The sequence below is a fragment of the Paraclostridium sp. genome, assembly GCF_051657365.1.
Lineage (GTDB): Bacteria > Bacillota > Clostridia > Peptostreptococcales > Peptostreptococcaceae > Paraclostridium.
On sequence record NZ_JBOFKN010000101.1, the window covers coordinates 41,072 to 60,391 of the forward strand.

A 19,320-nucleotide genomic window follows, 5' to 3' on the forward strand; every position below is an offset into this window, starting at 1 on the left:
TTTAATAGATGGGTAAACAAATAATTACTATAGATGGAAATACGGCTGCTGCACATGTTGCGTATGCCTTTACTGACGTTGCGTCAATATATCCAATAACACCATCATCTACGATGGCAGAGGTTGTAGATGAATGGTCAGCTCAAGGTAGAAAAAATATATTTGGTCAAAAAGTTAGTGTAGTTGAAATGCAATCAGAAGCAGGTGCAGCAGGTGCTTTCCATGGGTCACTTCAATCTGGAGCATTGACAACTACATTTACAGCATCTCAAGGGTTATTACTTATGATACCAAATATGTATAAGGTAGCAGGAGAATTATTACCTGGAGTGTTTCATGTAAGCGCTAGAGCAATAGCATCACAGGCCTTATCTATATTTGGAGATCATCAAGACGTTATGGCTGCAAGACAGACTGGTTGTATTTTATTAGCATCAAGTTCAGTTCAAGAAGTAGCTGACATAGCGCCTGTAGCTCATTTAGCGGCCATAAAGGGAAGATTGCCAGTTATTCACTTTTTTGACGGCTTTAGGACATCACATGAAATTCAAAAAGTAGAAGTTTTAGATTATGAAGATTATGAAAAATTAATAGATAAAAAAGCATTACAAGAGTTTAGAAACAGAGCTTTATCTCCTAATCATCCAGTTACAAGAGGGACAGCACAAAATCCTGATATATATTTCCAAACTAGAGAAGCTTCTAATAAGTATTATGAAGATATTGTACCTATAGTTGAAGATTATATGGATAAAATGAGTAGTTTAACAGGGAGACCACATGGTTTATTTGACTATTTTGGACCAGAAGATGCCAAATATATATTAATAGCTATGGGTTCTGTAACAGAAACGATAGAAGAAACTATAACATATTTAAATTCTCAAGGAGAAAAATATGGATTAGTGAAAGTTCATTTATATAGACCATTTTCAGTAAAACACTTTATGAAGGTTATACCAGAAGGTGTAGAAAAAATTTGTGTATTAGATAGGACTAAAGAACCGGGTTCTATAGGCGAACCACTATATTTAGATGTAAAATCAGCTTTTTATGAATGTGAAAACTCTCCAAAGATAATAGGTGGAATATATGGATTAGGATCAAAAGATACAACACCTGCGGACATAAAAGCTGTATATGATAATTTAAAATGCGAAAACTCTAAAAATAATTTTACAGTAGGAATAGATGATGATGTAACTAATAGATCAATAGAAGTAGATAGAAGTTTTAAAATAAGTCAAGATGGAACTATAAGATGTAAGTTTTGGGGATTAGGATCAGATGGTACTGTAGGAGCTAATAAACAAGCAATAAAGATAATTGGAAATAATACAGATATGTTTGCACAAGCATATTTTGCTTATGATTCTAAAAAATCTGGTGGAATAACTATGTCTCATCTAAGATTTGGAAAACAACCTATAAAATCAACATATTTAATAGATGAAGCTGATTATATAGCTTGTCATAATCAATCTTATGTAAATGAATATGATTTATTAAAAGGACTTAAAAAAGGCGGAGTATTTGTACTTAACTGTATCTGGGACCAAAAAGAATTAGAGAGTCATCTACCAGATAGAATTAAGAACTATATAGCTGAAAATAATATAGAGTTCTATACTGTCAATGCAACTAAAATAGCTCAGGAAATAGGTCTTGGAAATAGGATAAATATGATAATGCAGTCTGCGTTCTTTAAATTAGCCGAAATAATACCAACAGAAGAAGCTAAAGAACATTTAAAAGATTCTATAAAAAAAGCTTATGGTAAAAAAGGTGAAAAAGTAGTAAATATGAACTACGAAGCTGTTGAAAAAGGAATGAATTCTATTGTTAAAATAGAGATTTTAGATTCATGGAAAATGGCAAAAGATAAAGATAAAACTGTAAATGAACCGGAATTTATAAAGAATATACTAAGACCGATGAATGCGCAAGAAGGGGATGATTTACCAGTAAGTGCATTTAATGGTATAGAAGATGGAACATTCCCTAATGGAACGGCAGCGTATGAAAAGAGAGGCGTAGGAATTAATGTTCCTGAATGGATATTAGAAAATTGCATTCAATGTAACCAATGTGCTTATGTATGCCCACATGCTTGTATAAGACCATTTTTATTAAATGAAGAAGAAGTAACTCAAGCTCCCGAAACATTTACAGTTAAAAAAGCTATAGGTAAAGGGTTTGAAAATTTAAAATATAGAATGCAAGTTGACACAATGGATTGTACAGGTTGTGGAAATTGTGCTGATATATGTCCTGCAAAAGAAAAAGCTTTAGTTATGGAGCCTTTAGAAACTCAAACTGGGAATGAAGTTCCAAACTGGGAGTTTGCAGTATCTAAAGTATCATGTAAGGGAGATATAGTTAGCCCAAATACTGTTAAGGGAAGTCAGTTTAGACAGCCACTTATAGAATTTTCAGGAGCTTGTGCAGGATGTGGAGAAACTCCGTATATAAAGCTAGTAACCCAACTATTTGGAGATAGAATGATGATTGCAAATGCAACCGGATGTTCTTCAATTTGGGGAGGATCAGCTCCATCAACTCCATATACTATAAATCATGAAGGAAGAGGACCATCATGGGCAAATTCTTTGTTTGAGGATAATGCAGAGTATGGATATGGTATGTATCTAGGCGTTAAACAAATTAGAAATAGAATACAAAACTTACTAAGTGAATTAGTAGATATGAATATAGATGATGAAATCAAAAAAGCATTTAATTATTGGTTAGAAAATAAAAATAATGGACAAGAGTCTAAGTGTGCATCAGAAGGCGTTCAAAAAGCAATCGAAAATATTAACTATTCTGATGAAAAAGTATCTAGTATAGTAAACAAAATAAAAGAAGTTGAGGATTATTTAGTAAAGAGATCCCAATGGATACTTGGAGGAGATGGTTGGGCGTATGATATAGGATATGGTGGGCTAGACCATGTACTTGCATCAGGAGAGGATGTAAATGTATTAGTATTTGACACAGAAATATATTCAAATACTGGAGGGCAGGCATCTAAGGCTACGCCAGTTGCAGCTATGGCTAAATTTGCAGCAGCAGGAAAAAGAACTAAGAAAAAAGATTTAGGAAGAATGGCTATGACATATGGTAATGTATATGTAGCTCAAGTATCATTAGGTGCGGATAAAAATCAATTGATAAAAGCTGTAATAGAAGCTGAAAATTATGATGGTCCATCACTTATAATATGTTATGCGCCATGTATATCACATGGATTAAAAGAAGGTATGGGAAGAACTATTGCAAATGAGGAACAAGCTGTAAAATGTGGATATTGGCATTTATATAGATATAATCCGAATCTGAAACAAGAAGGAAAAAATCCGTTTATACTAGATTCTAAAGAACCTACAGAAAGTTTTAGGGATTTCTTAATGGGACAGGTGAGATATTCTGCTATAGTTAAGCAATTCCCTGATGTAGCTGAAGAATTATTTGAAATAACAGAAGAAAATGCTAAAGAAAGATATGAAATATATAAAATGTTATCTCAACAATTATAATAAATAAAAAAGAGAATAGATTAATCTATTCTCTTTTTTCATTGGTGCCGGTTGTGGGACTTGAACCCACACGCTATTGCTAGCAACGGATTTTGAGTCCGCCCCGTCTGCCTATTCCAGCAAACCGGCTTGTTATAACTTTATTATAACAGTAATAAAAGTGTTTAGCAATATATTTTCCCTTAATATACTTTCAATAATATGGTAATATTAAATATAATACAAATTGGTAATAATACAAAGGATAAATAATTAGGAGTGATATACTTGGAAAAAACTTTGGTTATAATAGATGGAAACTCAATAGTTAATAGGGCTTTTTATGCACTACCTGACTTGACAAATAAACAAGGATTACATACGAATGCTATATATGGATTTACGACTATGTTGTTTAAAATAATAGAAACATATAAACCTACACATATAAGTGTAGCATTTGATAAAAAAGCACCTACTTTTAGACATTTAGAATACAAGGAATATAAAGCTGGAAGAAAGAAAATGCCAGATGAATTAAAGCAACAGATAGAACCATTAAAAAAATTATTAGATGCGTTTAATATAAATAGATTAGAACTAGAAGGATACGAAGCAGATGATATAATAGGTACTGTATCATTAGAGGCAGAAAAAGAAGGATATAAAGTATATATAGTTACTGGGGACAAAGATGCTATACAGTTAGCATCTCATACTACAACTACACTTATAACAAAAAAAGGTGTAGGAGAAGTGGATGAGTACACTTTTGATGAAGTTATGAAAAAATATCAAATGACACCTACCCAATTTATAGATTTAAAAGGTCTTATGGGAGATAAGTCTGACAATATACCTGGAGTGCCAGGAATTGGAGAAGTAACTGGTATAAAGCTTATAAAAGAATTTGGAAGTATTGAAAGTATAATAGAAAACATAGATTCAGTAAAAGGGAGTCCAAAGAAAAAGATAGAAGAAAATAAAGACTTAGCGGTAATGAGTAAAAGGTTAGCTACAATAATAAGGGATGTTCCGGTAGATTGTAAATTAGAAAATTTAGAGTTTGGAGATTATGATAAGTCTAAGTTAATTGAAGTTTTCAATGAATTAGGATTTAATAGCTTGATATCAAGATTAGGTGGAGATTTAAATGATGATGGTGAAACTAAAGAGTTAGATGTGAACTTAAGTAAACTTGAAGATTTATCTGAATTTATCAAAGAAGTAAAAAATAAGAAAAAATTGATATTAAAAACAATTAGAAAAAGCGGAAATATACTTGAAAAAAATATAATGAAAATATATTTAAGTGTTAATGGAGACGATATATACTACATAAATGAAGAACAAATACATGAATTAGAAGAAGTATTAAAATGTGAAGAAATAAGAAAATATGGTTATGAGTTAAAAGAAGATTATATATCATTAAGACCATATAAAATACTTTTGAATAATATGCATTTTGATATATCTATAGCTGAATATCTTATAGACTCTGGAAGTTCTGATTATACTTATGATTCTATAGCTATGAATTATTTTGGACAGAAAATAAAATCTAGAGAAGAATTGTTAGGAAAAGGTGTGAAAGCTAAACAATATGAAGATTTAGATAAAGAAGAGATTGATATACATATAAGTAGCATAATAAATCTTGTTGAAAAAGTAAGCCCTAAGATGGAAGAAAAGCTAAATGATATGGATATGGATGGATTATTTTATCATGTTGAAATGCCATTAGTTGAAGTTTTAGGTTATATGGAATATGAAGGTGTAAAGGTAGATAAAGATAAATTAGTTGAGTTAGGTGCAGAATTTAAATTGTCTATAGAAAAACTAGAACAAGAAATATATGAACTTGCTGATGAAGAGTTCAATATAAATTCACCAAAACAATTAGGGGTTATACTATTTGAAAAATTACAATTGCCAGTTATAAAGAAAACTAAAACAGGATACTCAACTAATGCTGAAGTATTAGAAAAGTTAAGAGATAAGCATGAGATAATAGATAAGATAACTGAGTATAGACAAATTGTAAAATTGAAATCAACATATGTAGATGGACTTATAAATATAATAAATCCTATAAGTAATAGAATTCATTCTTCTTTTAATCAAACAATAACAACTACAGGAAGAATTTCATCTACAGAGCCTAATCTTCAAAATATACCAGTAAGATTAGAGCTAGGAAGAAATATAAGAAAAGTATTTATTGCAGATAATGGATATAAACTAGTTGATGCAGATTACTCTCAGATAGAGTTAAGGGTATTAGCTCATATGAGTCAGGATGAACATATGATAGATGCATTTAATCATGATGTGGATATACATACAAAAACAGCATCTCAAGTTTTTGGAATAGAAATAAAAGATGTTAAAAGTGAACAAAGAAGTGCTGCAAAAGCAGTTAATTTTGGTATAGTATATGGTATAAGTGATTTTGGGTTATCGCAAAATCTTAAAATATCAGTAAAAGAAGCTAAAACATATATAGATAACTACTTAAATACATACGAGGATATAAAAACGTATATGGATAGTACAATAGAAGAAGCTAAAAATGATGGATATGTAAAAACTATATTAAATAGAAGAAGATATATACCTGAAATAAACTCAGGAAATGTAATTTTAAGAAATTTAGGAAAAAGGTTAGCTATGAACGCACCGATACAAGGAAGTGCTGCAGATATAATAAAAATAGCCATGGTTAATGTATATAAAAAGTTAGAAGAAAATAATTTGAAATCAAAATTAATACTTCAAGTACACGATGAACTTATAATAGAGACTTGTGAAGATGAAGTAGAAATAGTATCAAGAATAGTTAAAGATGAAATGGAACATGCTGTAGCTATGGATGTTAATTTGGATGTAGATTTAAATATTGGATATTCTTGGTATGAAACGAAGTAGGTGGTTAAATGTTAGTAATAGGACTAACTGGAAATATTGGATGTGGAAAAAGTAGTTTATCTGAAATATTAAAACAAAATTCTCTAGATATAATTGATGCTGATATTATATCTAGAGATATTATGAACAATAAAGAAATATTAAAAGAAGTATTTGAAGTATTTGGAAATCGAATAAAAAACATAGATGGATCATTAAACAGAAAAAAATTAGGATCTATAGTTTTTAGTGATGATAATAAGTTGATAAAATTAAATAATATAACTCACCCAGCTATAAAAAAAGAGATAAAAAAAAGAATAAAGGATATAGAAATCAGTAATAGAAATATAGTAGTAGTTGATGCAGCTTTATTAATAGAAGGTGAATTTCTAGACTTAGTTGATAAATTAATTGTTGTAACTTGTGATGAGAAAATACAAATAAATAGGATTATAAAAAGAGACAACACTACAAGAGTAGAGGCTTTAAAACGTATTAATTCTCAAATGAGTCAAGATGAAAAAATAAAGTTTGGAGATTACATAATAGATAACTCAGGAAACTTAGAGTTGTTAAACTATAAAGCTAGTAAACTAATAACATATATAAAGGAGAATTGGTGTGAATAAAAAAAGATTTATAATTGTATTTATAGTCTTTGTGTTGTTAGTTTTAGGGTGGTTATGTTTTGAAAATAAAGTAGTATTGAAGTTATTTCATCCAAGATTCTATTCAGAATATGTACAGACTTATTCTGAAGAATTTGATGTTGATGAAAATCTAGTTTACAGCATAATGAAAGTAGAAAGCAAGTTTAATAAAAAAGCTGTATCTAGAAGAAATGCTAAAGGATTAATGCAAATAAGTGATATAACGCAAAAATGGGCAACGGATGAGTTGAAATTAGATAAAGTAGATATATTTGATCCTGAGACAAATATAAAAATAGGATGTTGGTATCTAAGTAAACTATACAAGGAATTTAAAGATGTAAATTTGGTAATAGCAGCATATAATGGAGGCTCAGGAAATGTAAATAAGTGGTTAAGTAATACTGAATATAGTTATGATGGTAGCCAATTACATGATATACCATTTAATGAAACTAAAAATTATTTAAAAAAGGTAAAAGAAAACTACATTATTTACAAGTCATTATATAGAGAGGAAGAAACTAATGAAGAAAATTAAAATATTGGCAATTATTATGATGGTCGTGCTTAGTATTTCTGGATGTAATAATAGCGATAAAAAAGAAGAAAATTCAGGAAACTACGAAACATCTAATGACTCGAAATACATACATTTATCGATGATAAATCCAAAAACAATAAATCCTATAAATAATACTGATGAATCTGTTGGATATGTATTAGATTTAGTATATGATAGTTTATTTACAATAGATAGTAATTATAATGTCGTTCCACAACTAGTAGATAGCTATTCTGTTTCATCAGATGGTAAAAGTGTAAATATAAAATTAAAAGATGCTAATTGGCATGATGGAAAACCTGTAACTTCTTCAGATGTAGAATTTACGGTAGAATCAATAAAAAGATCTCAAACAAGTCCATATAAGCCATTGGTAGAAAAAATTTCATCTGTATCAAGTATAGACAGTAAAAACCTTAAAATAAACTTTAGTGAACCTTATGCTTTTTCAGTAGATACCTTAGTATTTCCAATAGTAAGTAAAGCTGAATTGAGTAATTTGAGTAGCAAGGATTTAGACAACTATAGAAAAAATATGGTAGGAACTGGAGCTTATAAAATTTCTAAATATGATCAGAGATCTAATATGATACTTACTCTAAATGAAGACTATTACGATAAAGATAAAATAAAAGATGCTAAAAAAGAAATTAATGTAATGATGGTACCTGATGCAGAAGCACAAGTAGCTATGACTTTAGCGCTATCAAGTGATATAACAAAAGTTGGGCTAAGTGATTTAAGCCAGTTCCAAGAAAATCAATTTAAAATAACAAATTACGAAGGTCGAGGATATGAATATATAATCTTTAACTATGATAGACCTATAATGAAAGATCTTAATTTTAGAAAAGCTATTACACATGCTATAAATAGAAAACAAATTATAGATGAATCTTATTTAGGAAAAGCATCTATGGTGAATTTTCCACTCCATTCAAAATCAAAATATTATGATGAAAGCATAAAACCATTAGATTTCAATGTTGATAGTGCTAAAAAATACTTAGGTAAAATTGATATTGATAAAATTAATAATACTGATACTAATAATGTAGATGTTAAAAAAGAAGAAACTAAAGATGTTAAAAAAGAAGCTAAAGAGAAGGAAGAAACAAAAAAAACTGAAGAAAATAAAGAAGATAAAACAGCTAAGGAAGCTGAAAAAAACAATAACATAAAAGAAGAAATAAAAAGATTGAACTTAAAAATTCTTGTAAATAAAGAGAATACGGAAAGAGTAAAATCTGCATATACAATAAAAGATAATTTAAATGAAATAGGAATAAAATCTACAGTAACAGAGTTAGAAGGCAATGAATTATCAACTGCACTAGATAGTAAAGATTACGATTTAGCATTAGTAGGATGGGAAATGTCTCCAGTTCCAGACGCCACAGATATAATTAATTATAGTGGTTATACAGATGAAAAATTATCTGGCTATTTAAATTCATTAAAGAATTCAACTAATGTAGATACTACTAAAAAAATATATAAATCTATTCAAGAATATACTAGAGATAAAGCTGCATTTATAAGTTTAGGTATAACTGATGATTATTTAGTCACAAATAAAAGGATAGAAGGAAATTTAAAGCCTAATGATTTTGACATATATGAAGGCATATATCATCTTAATTTAGAAAAATAAAAAGGGGTGTAAATAGTATGAGAAAAAAATTATTAGTAGATGGAATGAGTTGCATGAATTGTGTAAAACATTTAAAAGATGCTCTTCAAGAAGATATAATTGGAGTTGAAGTAATCGAAATTAGTTTAGAAAATAAATATGCTTTGATTGAAATTGAAGAGAATGTAACAGATAAAATGATAAAAGATGTTATATTAGATTTAGGATATGAGTTAAAAGGAATAGAATAAATAAAAAATACCAGTAAGTTAATTTACTGGTATTTTTTTATTTATTTTAAGTTTTTAAAGACAGTATCAACTATATCCATTGCTATATCAGCTGTAGCATCATCTACATCTAAATTAGGATTAAGTTCGACTAAATCCATAGATTTAACTAATCCAGATTTTACTAATTTAGTTAGTAAGTGTTTTGACTCATCAACTGTAAATCCATTAGAGACTCTAGTTCCAGTTCCAGGAACATATTTCGAATCTATAAAGTCTAAATCAAAACTTATATGAATAGCATCTATGTTTTGATTATGAACACTATGCAATATATCATCTATTATTGAATCAAGTCCTTTGGTTTTTAAATCATCAGGATAATACATATTCATATCTGTATTTTGTATAAATTCTTTTTCGCCTGGATCAATATCACGTCCCCCTATGTGATATACACTATCTTCGGCTATTTTTGTATCATTAAAATATAAATTTTTAAGTGTAGAGTCACCATATCCCATCAAAGAAGCTAAAGGCATGCCGTGGACATTTTTAGAGTCTGATGTTTCAAATGTATTGATATCTCCATGTGCATCAAACCAAACAATTGCAAAATTTTTCTTGAAAAATTTACTAACACCAGAAATACTACCAAGTGCTATAGAATGATCTCCTCCAATTATAAAAGGAAAACAGTTAGAAGTTAATGAACAATTAACTATATGAGCAAGGTTAGTATTTATTTCTACTAACTCATTAAAATATTTCATATTTGGATTTGAAGAAAATTTATCTTCTGCACTAACTTCCTTAACATATATGTTTCCAAGATCAAATACGTTATGGTTATACTGCTTTATTTTAGAAATTACTTGTTTTTCACGCAACTTATCTGGACCAAATTGTGGTCCTAATTTGTCACATCCATAAAAAGTAGGTACCCCTATAATGTTTATATTCATGATTTACCCTCCTGTTTAATATAATCTCGCCCTTAATAATATTTTAACACAGTAGAGAGAAAAATGTAAAATATAGTAAAAAAAGACTTCTATTATGGGGAATAATAGAAGTCTAATGGGGAGATTGAGTATGTTTGATTTACATTTATAGTATTTACTAAAAAATATAATATATACCATGATTGAAAAAATAAATTAAAATTTGAAGAAAATATAATATAAAACATAGTTAAAACATAATATAAATTATAAAATAGGGAAATTTTATTCAAAACTATTAAAGGAGGTCACTTTTATATACCTATAGAATATAATAAAAGTAACTAAGAGGGGGGATATCATGGAATCTAGAAAGTATAATGATGACTTGAAAAAAATTATACTTGATATGACCCAAGAAGAACTTCAAAAATCTCTATCAAATAAAGGGTCATTTAGATACATTGAAGGAAAAGTAAGCTCAATTATAGATGAAAATTTAGATGAGTTTAATGATGAAAAAGTAAATGTACAAGTATATAAAAAAGTGATAAAGAAAGGTGCATGTCAAGAAAATATCACAGAAGTAGGTAAAATAATTAAAAGTGAAGAATTATTTAAATCTAAAGCAGAACTTATAAAATTCGCTAGATATTTAAATTTAGGAATTAATAATAAACAATCATATAAATTAATAATTAAAAAACTTGCAAATCATATATATTTAAATAAAGATGAATATAATAAAAGGTATGCTTATTACTTTAAAGATGACAAAGAATATGTGCTTGAGCCTGAGAATATAAAAATACAGTTAATAGAAACTTATAAGTCAAGGGCTAGAAATGATATGAAGTCTATTGCAAGAATATTAAATATAGAAACTAATGAAGATGAAGGTGCAGAAGATATAAGAAAAAAAGTTATAAACTGTATAATAAAGGATAAACTAAGTAAAACAAAAAATTAAGGCGCTATAATTTTAGCGTCTTAATTTTTTACAGGCCTATTAGATTTTTAGAGGTAGGAGATGGTCAAAACGGTGATAAAAAAGTTATGTATCATAATTAGTATAATTACTATAATTGTAGGAAGTTACTTTTTAGAAATAAATGAATTTCCGCCTAGAAAAGAAATAAAAATAGTAAGTTATAATATACATAGTGGTTTAAATAAAGATATGTTTCCTAGTCTATTTGATATAATTGATTTTTTAAGAATTGAAAATGCAGATATAATATGTTTGCAAGAAGTTAATGAATCAGCAAAGGCAGGGTTTCAAGTAAGTAGTTTAAAAGAAGACTTAGATATGTACTCTCATTTTGGTGCAAATGTAGTAAAACTAGGGTCTAATTATGGACTTGCAACATACTCTAAATATAAAATAAAGAGTCAAGATCATATATATTTAAGTAGTGAAACTGAGCAAAGGGGAATGTTGCATACAGTTGTAAAAATAGGAGCTGGAAGAAAATTAAATATTATAAATCTACATTTAGGATTAGACAATAAAGAAAGGGAAAAACAAATAAATGAGGTAGAGAAGTTTGTTGAAAATTTAGAAGATCCTTATATAGTTGTTGGAGATTTTAACCAAGGTAATATGAATATAAATCAAAAAATATTTAAAGATGCTGCTGCTAGCACTAATAAAAATAACATATTAACTTATGCAACGGGGTTAGATAGAATTGATTATATGCTTGTTTCTCCTGAAATTGAAGTTAAATATTACGATGTATTAATGAAAAATATGTCTGACCATTATCCTATAGTAGCTAAGTTGAAAATATAGGAATAAATACTATACTTACTGAATATATATTTATTAAATATAGTATTTATATGGGGGGACAAACTAATGAATAAAAGAAAAAATATATACAGAGGTATGAATAGAAGAAGAAATAATACAGCTAAGGTTATTAGCTTAGGACTAGTTATAGCTTGTATTGCAGGAGGGGTTATATTTGTTAAAAAATCAGATTTTAGTATAGCTGAAAAAATAAGCAACTTAAACTTTTTAAGTAAAAAAAATACAAGTATTCAAGAGTTTTCCTATGATGATGTAGTAGATAAAAATAACAAGTCAAAAGATAAACAAGCTGAAGTTAAAAATGAAGATGCTAAAGTAGCAACAGTAGAAAATTTTGATATATATTCGATTCAGATTGCAGCTATAGATAATCAAGCTGAGTTGGATAAGATAGAAAATAAACTAAATGAATTAAAAGTTCCATTTTCTATAGTAGAAATAGATAGTATAAAGAAAGTTCAAACTTATGCATCTTTTACTGAAGAAGAAAGTAGAAAGCATTTAGATTCTATAAAAAAAGATTTTGAAGATGCATTTATAAGCAAATTAGAAGTGCCTCTATTAGGATTACAATATACCGAAAAGTATGTATACGTGGAAGACATTTGCAAAGAGATAAATAATTTAATAACTAATTTTAAAGAAGAATCTAAAATTTGGGATAAAGGGGACGAAGGAATAGATAAAGAAAAATATAAAAATATAATTAATAGTAGACTAGAAACTTTATCAAAATTAGAAAAACATGCAAAATCTATAAACTATGAAGGTATGAAGGGATTTAAAGAAAACTTACTTACATATACTAAATCTATAGAAGATAAATCCAAGGAAAGTTTAAAGAAAGTAGAACAAGATAAAAATTATATGGGAGAAAGTTTATTTATATCATCTATGCAAGGTTATTATAGTTTTGTTAATTCTATAAAAACTATTTAAAAGTTGTTGTATAACAACTTTTTTATTTTGGAATTAATTTCAAAAAATAAGTCGCAAAAAGTTATAATTTGTTTTAAAATAAGATATTTTTTTAACGATAGTTAATATTTTACTGTTGTTATAGTATACTTATAGTAGTAAATAGTTTAAATTAAGTCATAAGGGGGTAAAAGCATGAAACTCTTAACTTTCAAAGGAGGAATACATCCTCCGTATAGAAAAGAGTATACTAACAATAAACCATTGGAAAACGCTAAAGAACCTAAAATAGTATACATTTCTATGCAGCAACACATAGGGGCACCAGCTAAGGCTATAGTAAAAGTTGGAGATGAAGTGAAAGTAGGACAAAAGATTGGAGAGATGCAAGGATTTGTATCTGCTAATATTCACTCATCAGTATCAGGAAAAGTAACCAGCATAAAAGATATGGAAGTACCTGGAGGAACAAGTCCATGTGTTATTATTGAAAACGATTTCAAAAATTCAGTTCATGAAAGTGTCAAACCAAAAGGTAGTTTAGAAGATTTAAAAAAAGAAGATATAGTAGAATTTATTAAGGAAGCCGGTATAGTAGGTATGGGAGGAGCTACATTTCCTACTCATGTAAAGATATCACCTCCTCCTGATAAAAAAATAGAATTTGTAATATTAAATGGAGCAGAGTGTGAGCCATATTTAACGGCTGACCACAGACTTATGATTGAAAATCCAGAAGATGTTGTATTTGGATTAAGAGTACTTATGAAAGCATTAAATGTAGAAAAAGGATACATAGGAATAGAAGTAAACAAGCCAGATGCTATTGAAGCTGTAACAAAAGTAGCTAAAGAATATTCTAATATAGAGGTTGTAGGGTTAGAAGTTAAGTATCCTCAAGGAGCAGAAAAACAACTTATATATGCATGCACAAAGAGAGAAGTTCCATCTGGTGGGTTGCCAATGGATACAGGAGCTGTTGTTAACAATGTAGGTACTGCGGCACAAATAGCAAAAACTATAAAAACAGGTATGCCATTAGTAGAAAGAATAACAACTGTAACCGGAAATTGTATACAAGAACCAAAAAATCTTGTAACTAAAGTAGGTACTTTATTTTCAGAAATAATAGAAGAATGTGGTGGATTTAAAAAAGACAAAATATTAGGAAAAGTTATAATGGGTGGACCTATGATGGGTATGGCTCAGTACACTACTAATATACCAACAAATAAAGGTACATCTGGAATTTTATGTTTGGATGAAGTCGAATCTACTACTCCAAAACCTAAAAATTGTTTAAGATGTGGAAAATGTTTAGATGTATGTCCTGCATTTTTACAGCCACTATATATCAGTGCATATGGATTGAAAGGCGATTATGAAGCAGCAGAAAAATACAGAGCACTAGATTGTATAGAATGTGGCTCATGTTCATTTATCTGTCCTGCGAGAAGACCTCTTCTTCAATCAATAAGAGTAGCAAAAAAAGAAATAATTACATTAAAAAGAAAACAATCAGCAAGTAAATAAGTAAAGTTAGGGGGAAATATGATGGATAACAAACTAATAGTTTCATCTTCTCCACATGTGAGAAGTAATGAAGACACATCATATATAATGAAACAAGTTATAATAGCTCTTTTACCTGCAGCGCTAGCAGGAGTATACTTTTTTAGATTAAGCGCTATAAATGTAATGTTTTGGTGTATATTAGGATCTGTAGGATTCGAATGGTTATGTCAAAAGATTAGCAAACAAGAGTCTACAATAGGAGATTTTTCAGCGGTTGTAACAGGATTATTATTAGCATTTAATGTTCCTGCATCACTTCCTTGGTGGATGTGCCTAGCAGGATCAGCATTTGCAATAATAGTTGTTAAGATGGTATTTGGAGGAATTGGTAATAACTTTGTAAACCCTGCATTAGCAGCGAGAGCATTTTTATTAGCATCATTTCCAGTAGCAATGACAGCTTGGACAAAAACAGGAGAAAACTGGGTTAGTTCAGGTAATATAGATGCAGTTACAACAGCTACTCCATTATCATTTTTAAAAGCAGGAACTCAAGGAATCCAAACTTTAAGTGATAGTGGAACTAGTTTGTTTGATATGTTTATTGGTAATATAGGAGGATGTATAGGAGAAACTTCAGCTATATTACTTATATTAGGTGGAATATATTTAATGTATAAAGGTATTATTAATTATATAATACCAGTATTTTATATAGGTACAGTAGCTGTATTAATGTTTGTACTAGGTGGATTCAACTTTGAATTTGTTATGTATCAAATGGTAGCTGGAGGACTTATGTTAGGGGCATTTTTCATGCTAACAGATTATACAACATCTCCAATGACTAAAAAGGGTCAAATTATATATGCTATTACAGCTGGTATAATAACGACAGTTATAAGACTATATGGAGGATACCCAGAAGGAGTATCATATTCTATATTATTTGTGAATGTAATGACACCTCTTATAGATAAATACACGAAAACTAAAGTATTTGGGGAGGTGGCGAAATAGATGAAAGATATATTTAAATTAGGAACTATATTATTTTTGATATGTGCAGTAGCAGCGCTTATGTTGACTGTAACTAATAATGTAACGTCACCTGTTATAGAGAAGATAAATATACAAGCAAATAATGAATCTAGAAAAGAAGTTCTTCAAGAAGCTGAGGAATTTAAGCAGTTAGAAGATATTAAAGGCGATTTAGTGGAAGAAGTATATCAAGGATCAAAAGGTGGAGAAGTAGTTGGATATACTATAAAAACTACGCCAAAAGGATATGGTGGACAAGTTGAAGTTATGGTTGGAATATCTCAAAATGGAGAAATTTCAGGTGTGAAAATAGGTAACCATTCAGAAACTCCAGGACTAGGGTCAAAGGCTTCTGAACCAGCATTTAAAGATCAGTTCAAGGGTAAAAACACAGAAAAATCATTAACAGTTGTAAAAGGTAATGCTAGTAATGATAATGATATATCAGCTATATCAGGAGCTACAATAACTTCCAAAGCAGTTACATCAGGAGTTAACGCAGCTATGGATGTATATGTAAATGAACTTGCAAATTCTAAAACTAGTGGTAATGATTCTATAAAGAATGAGCCTATGATTAAAATATATGATGAAAAAGAATTAAAAGACTCAAATGGAACGGGGGTATAGAAAATGGGTTTAGGAAAAATAATTAAAAATGGATTAATAGATGAAAACCCAACACTTGTTCAAGTAATAGGTATGTGTCCAACGCTAGCTGTAACAACATCGGCTATGAATGGATTAGGTATGGGACTTTCAACTACAGCAGTTTTAATATGTTCTAACGTAGCTATATCTATGATGCGAAAAGTAATACCATCAAAAATAAGAATACCAGCATTTGTAGTTGTCATAGCAACGTTCGTTACTATGGTAGGAATGCTTTTAAAAGCTTATATGCCTGCACTTGATAAAAACTTAGGTTTATTTATACCGTTAATAGTTGTTAACTGTTTAATACTAGCGCGTGCAGAGAGTTTTGCGTCTAAAAATAAACCTTTAGAATCAGCATTTGATGGAATAGGTATGGGACTTGGATTTGCATTATCGTTAACAGTATTAGGGGCTATAAGAGAGATACTTGGAAATGGTAGTTTATTTGGATGGTCTTTATTCGGTGCATCTTTCCAACCAGCTTTATTATTTATATTACCTCCAGGAGCTTTCCTAACTTTAGGATTTTTACTTGCAGGATTTAATAAATTAAAAGCTAAAAAAGCTAATTAGGAGGGATAGACATGAATTTAATACTTTTATTTTTAAGTGTTGTGTTAGTTAACAATGTTATAACATCTCAATTCTTAGGGATTTGTCCATTCTTAGGGGTTTCAAAGAAAGTAGACACAGCGGTAGGTATGGGAGTTGCTGTTACATTTGTTTTAACATTAGCATCATTTATAACATATTTTGTACAGAAAATATTAGAAATAACTAATAATCAATTTTTACAGACTATAGCATTTATATTAGTAATCGCATCTATAGTTCAATTTGTTGAAATGGTTATACAAAAAATGAGTCCATCATTATATCAAGCACTAGGTGTATTCTTGCCACTTATAACTACAAACTGTGCCGTATTAGGTATAGCTTTAGTTAATGTTCAAAATGGATATAACTTAGTTGAGACTATGGTAAATGGATTTGGAGCAGGAGTAGGATTTACTTTAGCGATAGTTTTATTTGCTGGAATAAGAGAAAGATTAGAACTAGCAGATATACCTGAGAGTTTTAAGGGATTTCCGATAACTTTAATATCAGCAAGTTTGATGTCTATAGCATTCTTAGGGTTTGCAGGACTGATACAACTATAAGTTGGGGGTGAGATAATTGGCTATAATTAAATCAATTTTAGTTTTAGGTATAATGGGCTTAATCTTTGGTGCAATACTTGCATATGCTGCTAAAAAATTTGCTGTAGAGGTAGATGAAAGAGTAGAAGCTATATTAGAAGTATTGCCAGGAGCAAACTGTGGAGGTTGTGGATTCCCAGGATGTGGAGGATTAGCAAGTGCAATAGTAGAAGGAAGTGCTTCTGTTAATGGATGTCCAGTTGGAGGTAGTGACTGTGCAGCTAAGATAGGAGAAATAATGGGAGTATCAGCAGGAGCTGGAGAAAAGAAAGTAGCTAAAGTTATTTGTAAAGGGAATTGTTCGGTAGCTAAGGACAAATATACATATGAAGGAATGGTAGATTGTAAAGCTGCTAATGCTTTAAATGGAGGAGCTAAGTCTTGTAAATATGGATGCTTAGGTCTTGGAACTTGCGTTAGTGCTTGCAACTTTGATGCTATAAAAATAATTGATGGAGTAGCAATCATTGATGAAGAAAAATGTGTTCTTTGTGGAAAATGTATGGAAGTATGTCCGAAAGGATTGATACAGGAAAAGCCAGTTAAGAATCAAGTTGTTGTAGAGTGTAATAGTAAAGACTTTGGTAAAAATGTAAAAGAAAAATGTAGTGTAGGATGTATAGGCTGTGGAATATGTGCTAAAGCATGTCCGTTTGATGCTATAGTAATAGAAGATAAATTAGCTAAAATAGATTATGATAAATGTGTACAATGCATGGTTTGTGTAGAAAAATGTCCGACTAATGCTATAAAAGGGAATTTAAGCCAAAGAAGAAAAGTAGAGATAGAAGAAGATAAATGTATAGGATGTACTATCTGTAAAAAGCAATGTAAATTTGATGCTATATCAGGTGAACTTAAAGAAAAGCATAAAGTAGATGCAAGCAAATGCGTGGGATGCCATGCATGTGTTCAAAAATGTCCTAAAAAGGCTATTAAAATTTTATAATATGGATATTATAGAGATATGGAGTTTTCCATATCTTCTTTATTTTGTTAATAAAATTGAAATTGTAACTATAGTGTAACAAAAACGTTCGACATTAACGTTGAATTTTTTACAATATAATGATAAACTAATTAAGTATCAAAAAAGAGGTGAATTAATGAATATAATATTGGCATCAGCATCGCCTAGAAGAAAAGAAATTTTAGCTAATACAAATGTTAAATTTGATGTTTTAACTAGCGATATAGATGAAAAAATATTTGATTTTGAGGAACCTACACAGCTAGTATCAAGACTAGCATTTGAAAAGTGTATGGATATAGCTATCAATAATCCAAAAGAATTGGTTATTGGAGCTGACACTATTGTTGTTTTAGATAATGAAATATTAGGTAAACCTAAAAATGAAAAAGAAGCTTTTGATATGTTAAGCAAGCTATCAAATAGAGATCATCAAGTTATAACAGGTATTAGCATAATAAACTTAGACATGGGCAAAAAAATAGTTGATTATGTTATAAGTAATGTTAGATTTAAAAATTTAAGCGACAAAGATATAAAAGATTACATAAGTACAGGAGAATGTCTAGATAAAGCTGGGTCATATGGAATACAAGGGTATGGGGCTTTATTAGTACAGGAAATACAAGGAGATTACTTTAATATAGTAGGATTACCTATATCTAGATTAAGTGATATTCTTAAAGAAAACTTTGATATAAATCTTTTTGTTAAGTCTATGGAGGGTTAAATTTTTATGGAGTCATCGAGT

At 29.3% G+C, this 19,320-nt stretch carries 17 protein-coding genes and 1 tRNA gene; 16 read left to right on the top strand and 2 right to left on the bottom strand.

Annotated features, from left to right (window positions below):
- The first annotated feature begins 8 nt into the window (after window positions 1-8).
- Window positions 9-3,539, top strand: coding sequence for a pyruvate:ferredoxin (flavodoxin) oxidoreductase (gene nifJ, locus ACRCYC_RS07420; protein ID WP_438618500.1), 3,531 nt, complete (start codon window positions 9-11; stop codon window positions 3,537-3,539).
- A 42-nt stretch (window positions 3,540-3,581) separates the two neighbouring features.
- Here nifJ and ACRCYC_RS07425 read toward each other — a convergent pair.
- A tRNA-Leu gene (locus ACRCYC_RS07425) sits at window positions 3,582-3,668 on the bottom strand.
- 138 nt (window positions 3,669-3,806) lie between these two features.
- On the opposite strand from ACRCYC_RS07425, the gene polA reads away from it, so the two are divergent.
- From polA to ACRCYC_RS07450, 5 genes are read left to right on the top strand one after another with little or no spacing between them, the layout of a single operon-like run.
- Window positions 3,807-6,449 (top strand): DNA polymerase I, encoded by a 2,643-nt coding sequence (gene polA / locus ACRCYC_RS07430; protein WP_438618501.1) that lies wholly within the window; start codon window positions 3,807-3,809, stop codon window positions 6,447-6,449.
- Window positions 6,450-6,457: 8 nt separating this feature from the next.
- Complete coding sequence (gene coaE, locus ACRCYC_RS07435; RefSeq protein ID WP_438618502.1) at window positions 6,458-7,060, top strand: dephospho-CoA kinase; 603 nt, start codon at window positions 6,458-6,460, stop codon at window positions 7,058-7,060.
- Window positions 7,053-7,622 carry a lytic transglycosylase domain-containing protein gene (locus tag ACRCYC_RS07440; protein WP_438618503.1) on the top strand — a complete coding sequence of 190 codons (570 nt, stop codon included), beginning with the start codon at window positions 7,053-7,055 and terminating at the stop codon, window positions 7,620-7,622. The genes coaE and ACRCYC_RS07440 overlap by 8 nt, the downstream gene beginning before the upstream one ends.
- Window positions 7,609-9,300 carry an ABC transporter substrate-binding protein gene (locus ACRCYC_RS07445; protein WP_438618504.1) on the top strand — a complete coding sequence of 564 codons (1,692 nt, stop codon included), beginning with the start codon at window positions 7,609-7,611 and terminating at the stop codon, window positions 9,298-9,300. Before ACRCYC_RS07440 ends, ACRCYC_RS07445 begins: the two co-directional genes overlap by 14 nt.
- A gap of 17 nt (window positions 9,301-9,317) precedes the next feature.
- Window positions 9,318-9,530 (top strand): heavy-metal-associated domain-containing protein, encoded by a 213-nt coding sequence (locus tag ACRCYC_RS07450; RefSeq protein ID WP_438618505.1) that lies wholly within the window; start codon window positions 9,318-9,320, stop codon window positions 9,528-9,530.
- Window positions 9,531-9,571: 41 nt separating this feature from the next.
- Here the strand turns inward: ACRCYC_RS07450 and rocF are convergent, their stop codons facing one another.
- Complete coding sequence (rocF, locus tag ACRCYC_RS07455; protein WP_438618506.1) at window positions 9,572-10,474, bottom strand: arginase; 903 nt, start codon at window positions 10,472-10,474, stop codon at window positions 9,572-9,574.
- A gap of 340 nt (window positions 10,475-10,814) precedes the next feature.
- Between rocF and ACRCYC_RS07460 the strand changes: the two genes are divergently transcribed.
- The 10 genes from ACRCYC_RS07460 (at window position 10,815) to ACRCYC_RS07505 (ending at window position 19,299) form a co-directional block, all read left to right on the top strand.
- On the top strand, window positions 10,815-11,423 hold the full coding sequence (locus ACRCYC_RS07460; RefSeq protein ID WP_438618508.1) for a hypothetical protein: 609 nt from the start codon (window positions 10,815-10,817) through the stop codon (window positions 11,421-11,423).
- 72 nt (window positions 11,424-11,495) lie between these two features.
- Window positions 11,496-12,248: an endonuclease/exonuclease/phosphatase family protein gene (locus ACRCYC_RS07465; protein ID WP_438618509.1), complete on the top strand. Its 753-nt coding sequence runs from the start codon at window positions 11,496-11,498 to the stop codon at window positions 12,246-12,248.
- 66 nt (window positions 12,249-12,314) lie between these two features.
- Window positions 12,315-13,208 carry a hypothetical protein gene (locus ACRCYC_RS07470; protein WP_438618510.1) on the top strand — a complete coding sequence of 298 codons (894 nt, stop codon included), beginning with the start codon at window positions 12,315-12,317 and terminating at the stop codon, window positions 13,206-13,208.
- Window positions 13,209-13,382: 174 nt separating this feature from the next.
- A complete protein-coding gene (rsxC, locus tag ACRCYC_RS07475; protein WP_438618511.1) occupies window positions 13,383-14,720 on the top strand; it encodes an electron transport complex subunit RsxC in 1,338 nt (445 codons plus the stop codon).
- 21 nt (window positions 14,721-14,741) lie between these two features.
- Window positions 14,742-15,722, top strand: a complete 981-nt coding sequence (locus ACRCYC_RS07480; protein ID WP_438618512.1) for an RnfABCDGE type electron transport complex subunit D — start codon at window positions 14,742-14,744, stop codon at window positions 15,720-15,722.
- A complete protein-coding gene (locus ACRCYC_RS07485) occupies window positions 15,723-16,373 on the top strand; it encodes an RnfABCDGE type electron transport complex subunit G (RefSeq protein ID WP_438618513.1) in 651 nt (216 codons plus the stop codon).
- 3 nt (window positions 16,374-16,376) lie between these two features.
- On the top strand, window positions 16,377-16,973 hold the full coding sequence (gene rsxE, locus ACRCYC_RS07490; protein WP_438618514.1) for an electron transport complex subunit RsxE: 597 nt from the start codon (window positions 16,377-16,379) through the stop codon (window positions 16,971-16,973).
- A gap of 11 nt (window positions 16,974-16,984) precedes the next feature.
- The gene (gene rsxA / locus ACRCYC_RS07495) at window positions 16,985-17,560 is read left to right on the top strand and encodes an electron transport complex subunit RsxA (protein WP_021125019.1); all 576 of its coding nucleotides are present in this window, start codon (window positions 16,985-16,987) and stop codon (window positions 17,558-17,560) included.
- A 16-nt stretch (window positions 17,561-17,576) separates the two neighbouring features.
- A complete protein-coding gene (locus ACRCYC_RS07500; RefSeq protein ID WP_438618515.1) occupies window positions 17,577-18,548 on the top strand; it encodes an RnfABCDGE type electron transport complex subunit B in 972 nt (323 codons plus the stop codon).
- A 157-nt stretch (window positions 18,549-18,705) separates the two neighbouring features.
- Window positions 18,706-19,299 carry a Maf family protein gene (locus ACRCYC_RS07505; RefSeq protein ID WP_438618516.1) on the top strand — a complete coding sequence of 198 codons (594 nt, stop codon included), beginning with the start codon at window positions 18,706-18,708 and terminating at the stop codon, window positions 19,297-19,299.
- Window positions 19,300-19,320: the final 21 nt, after the last annotated feature.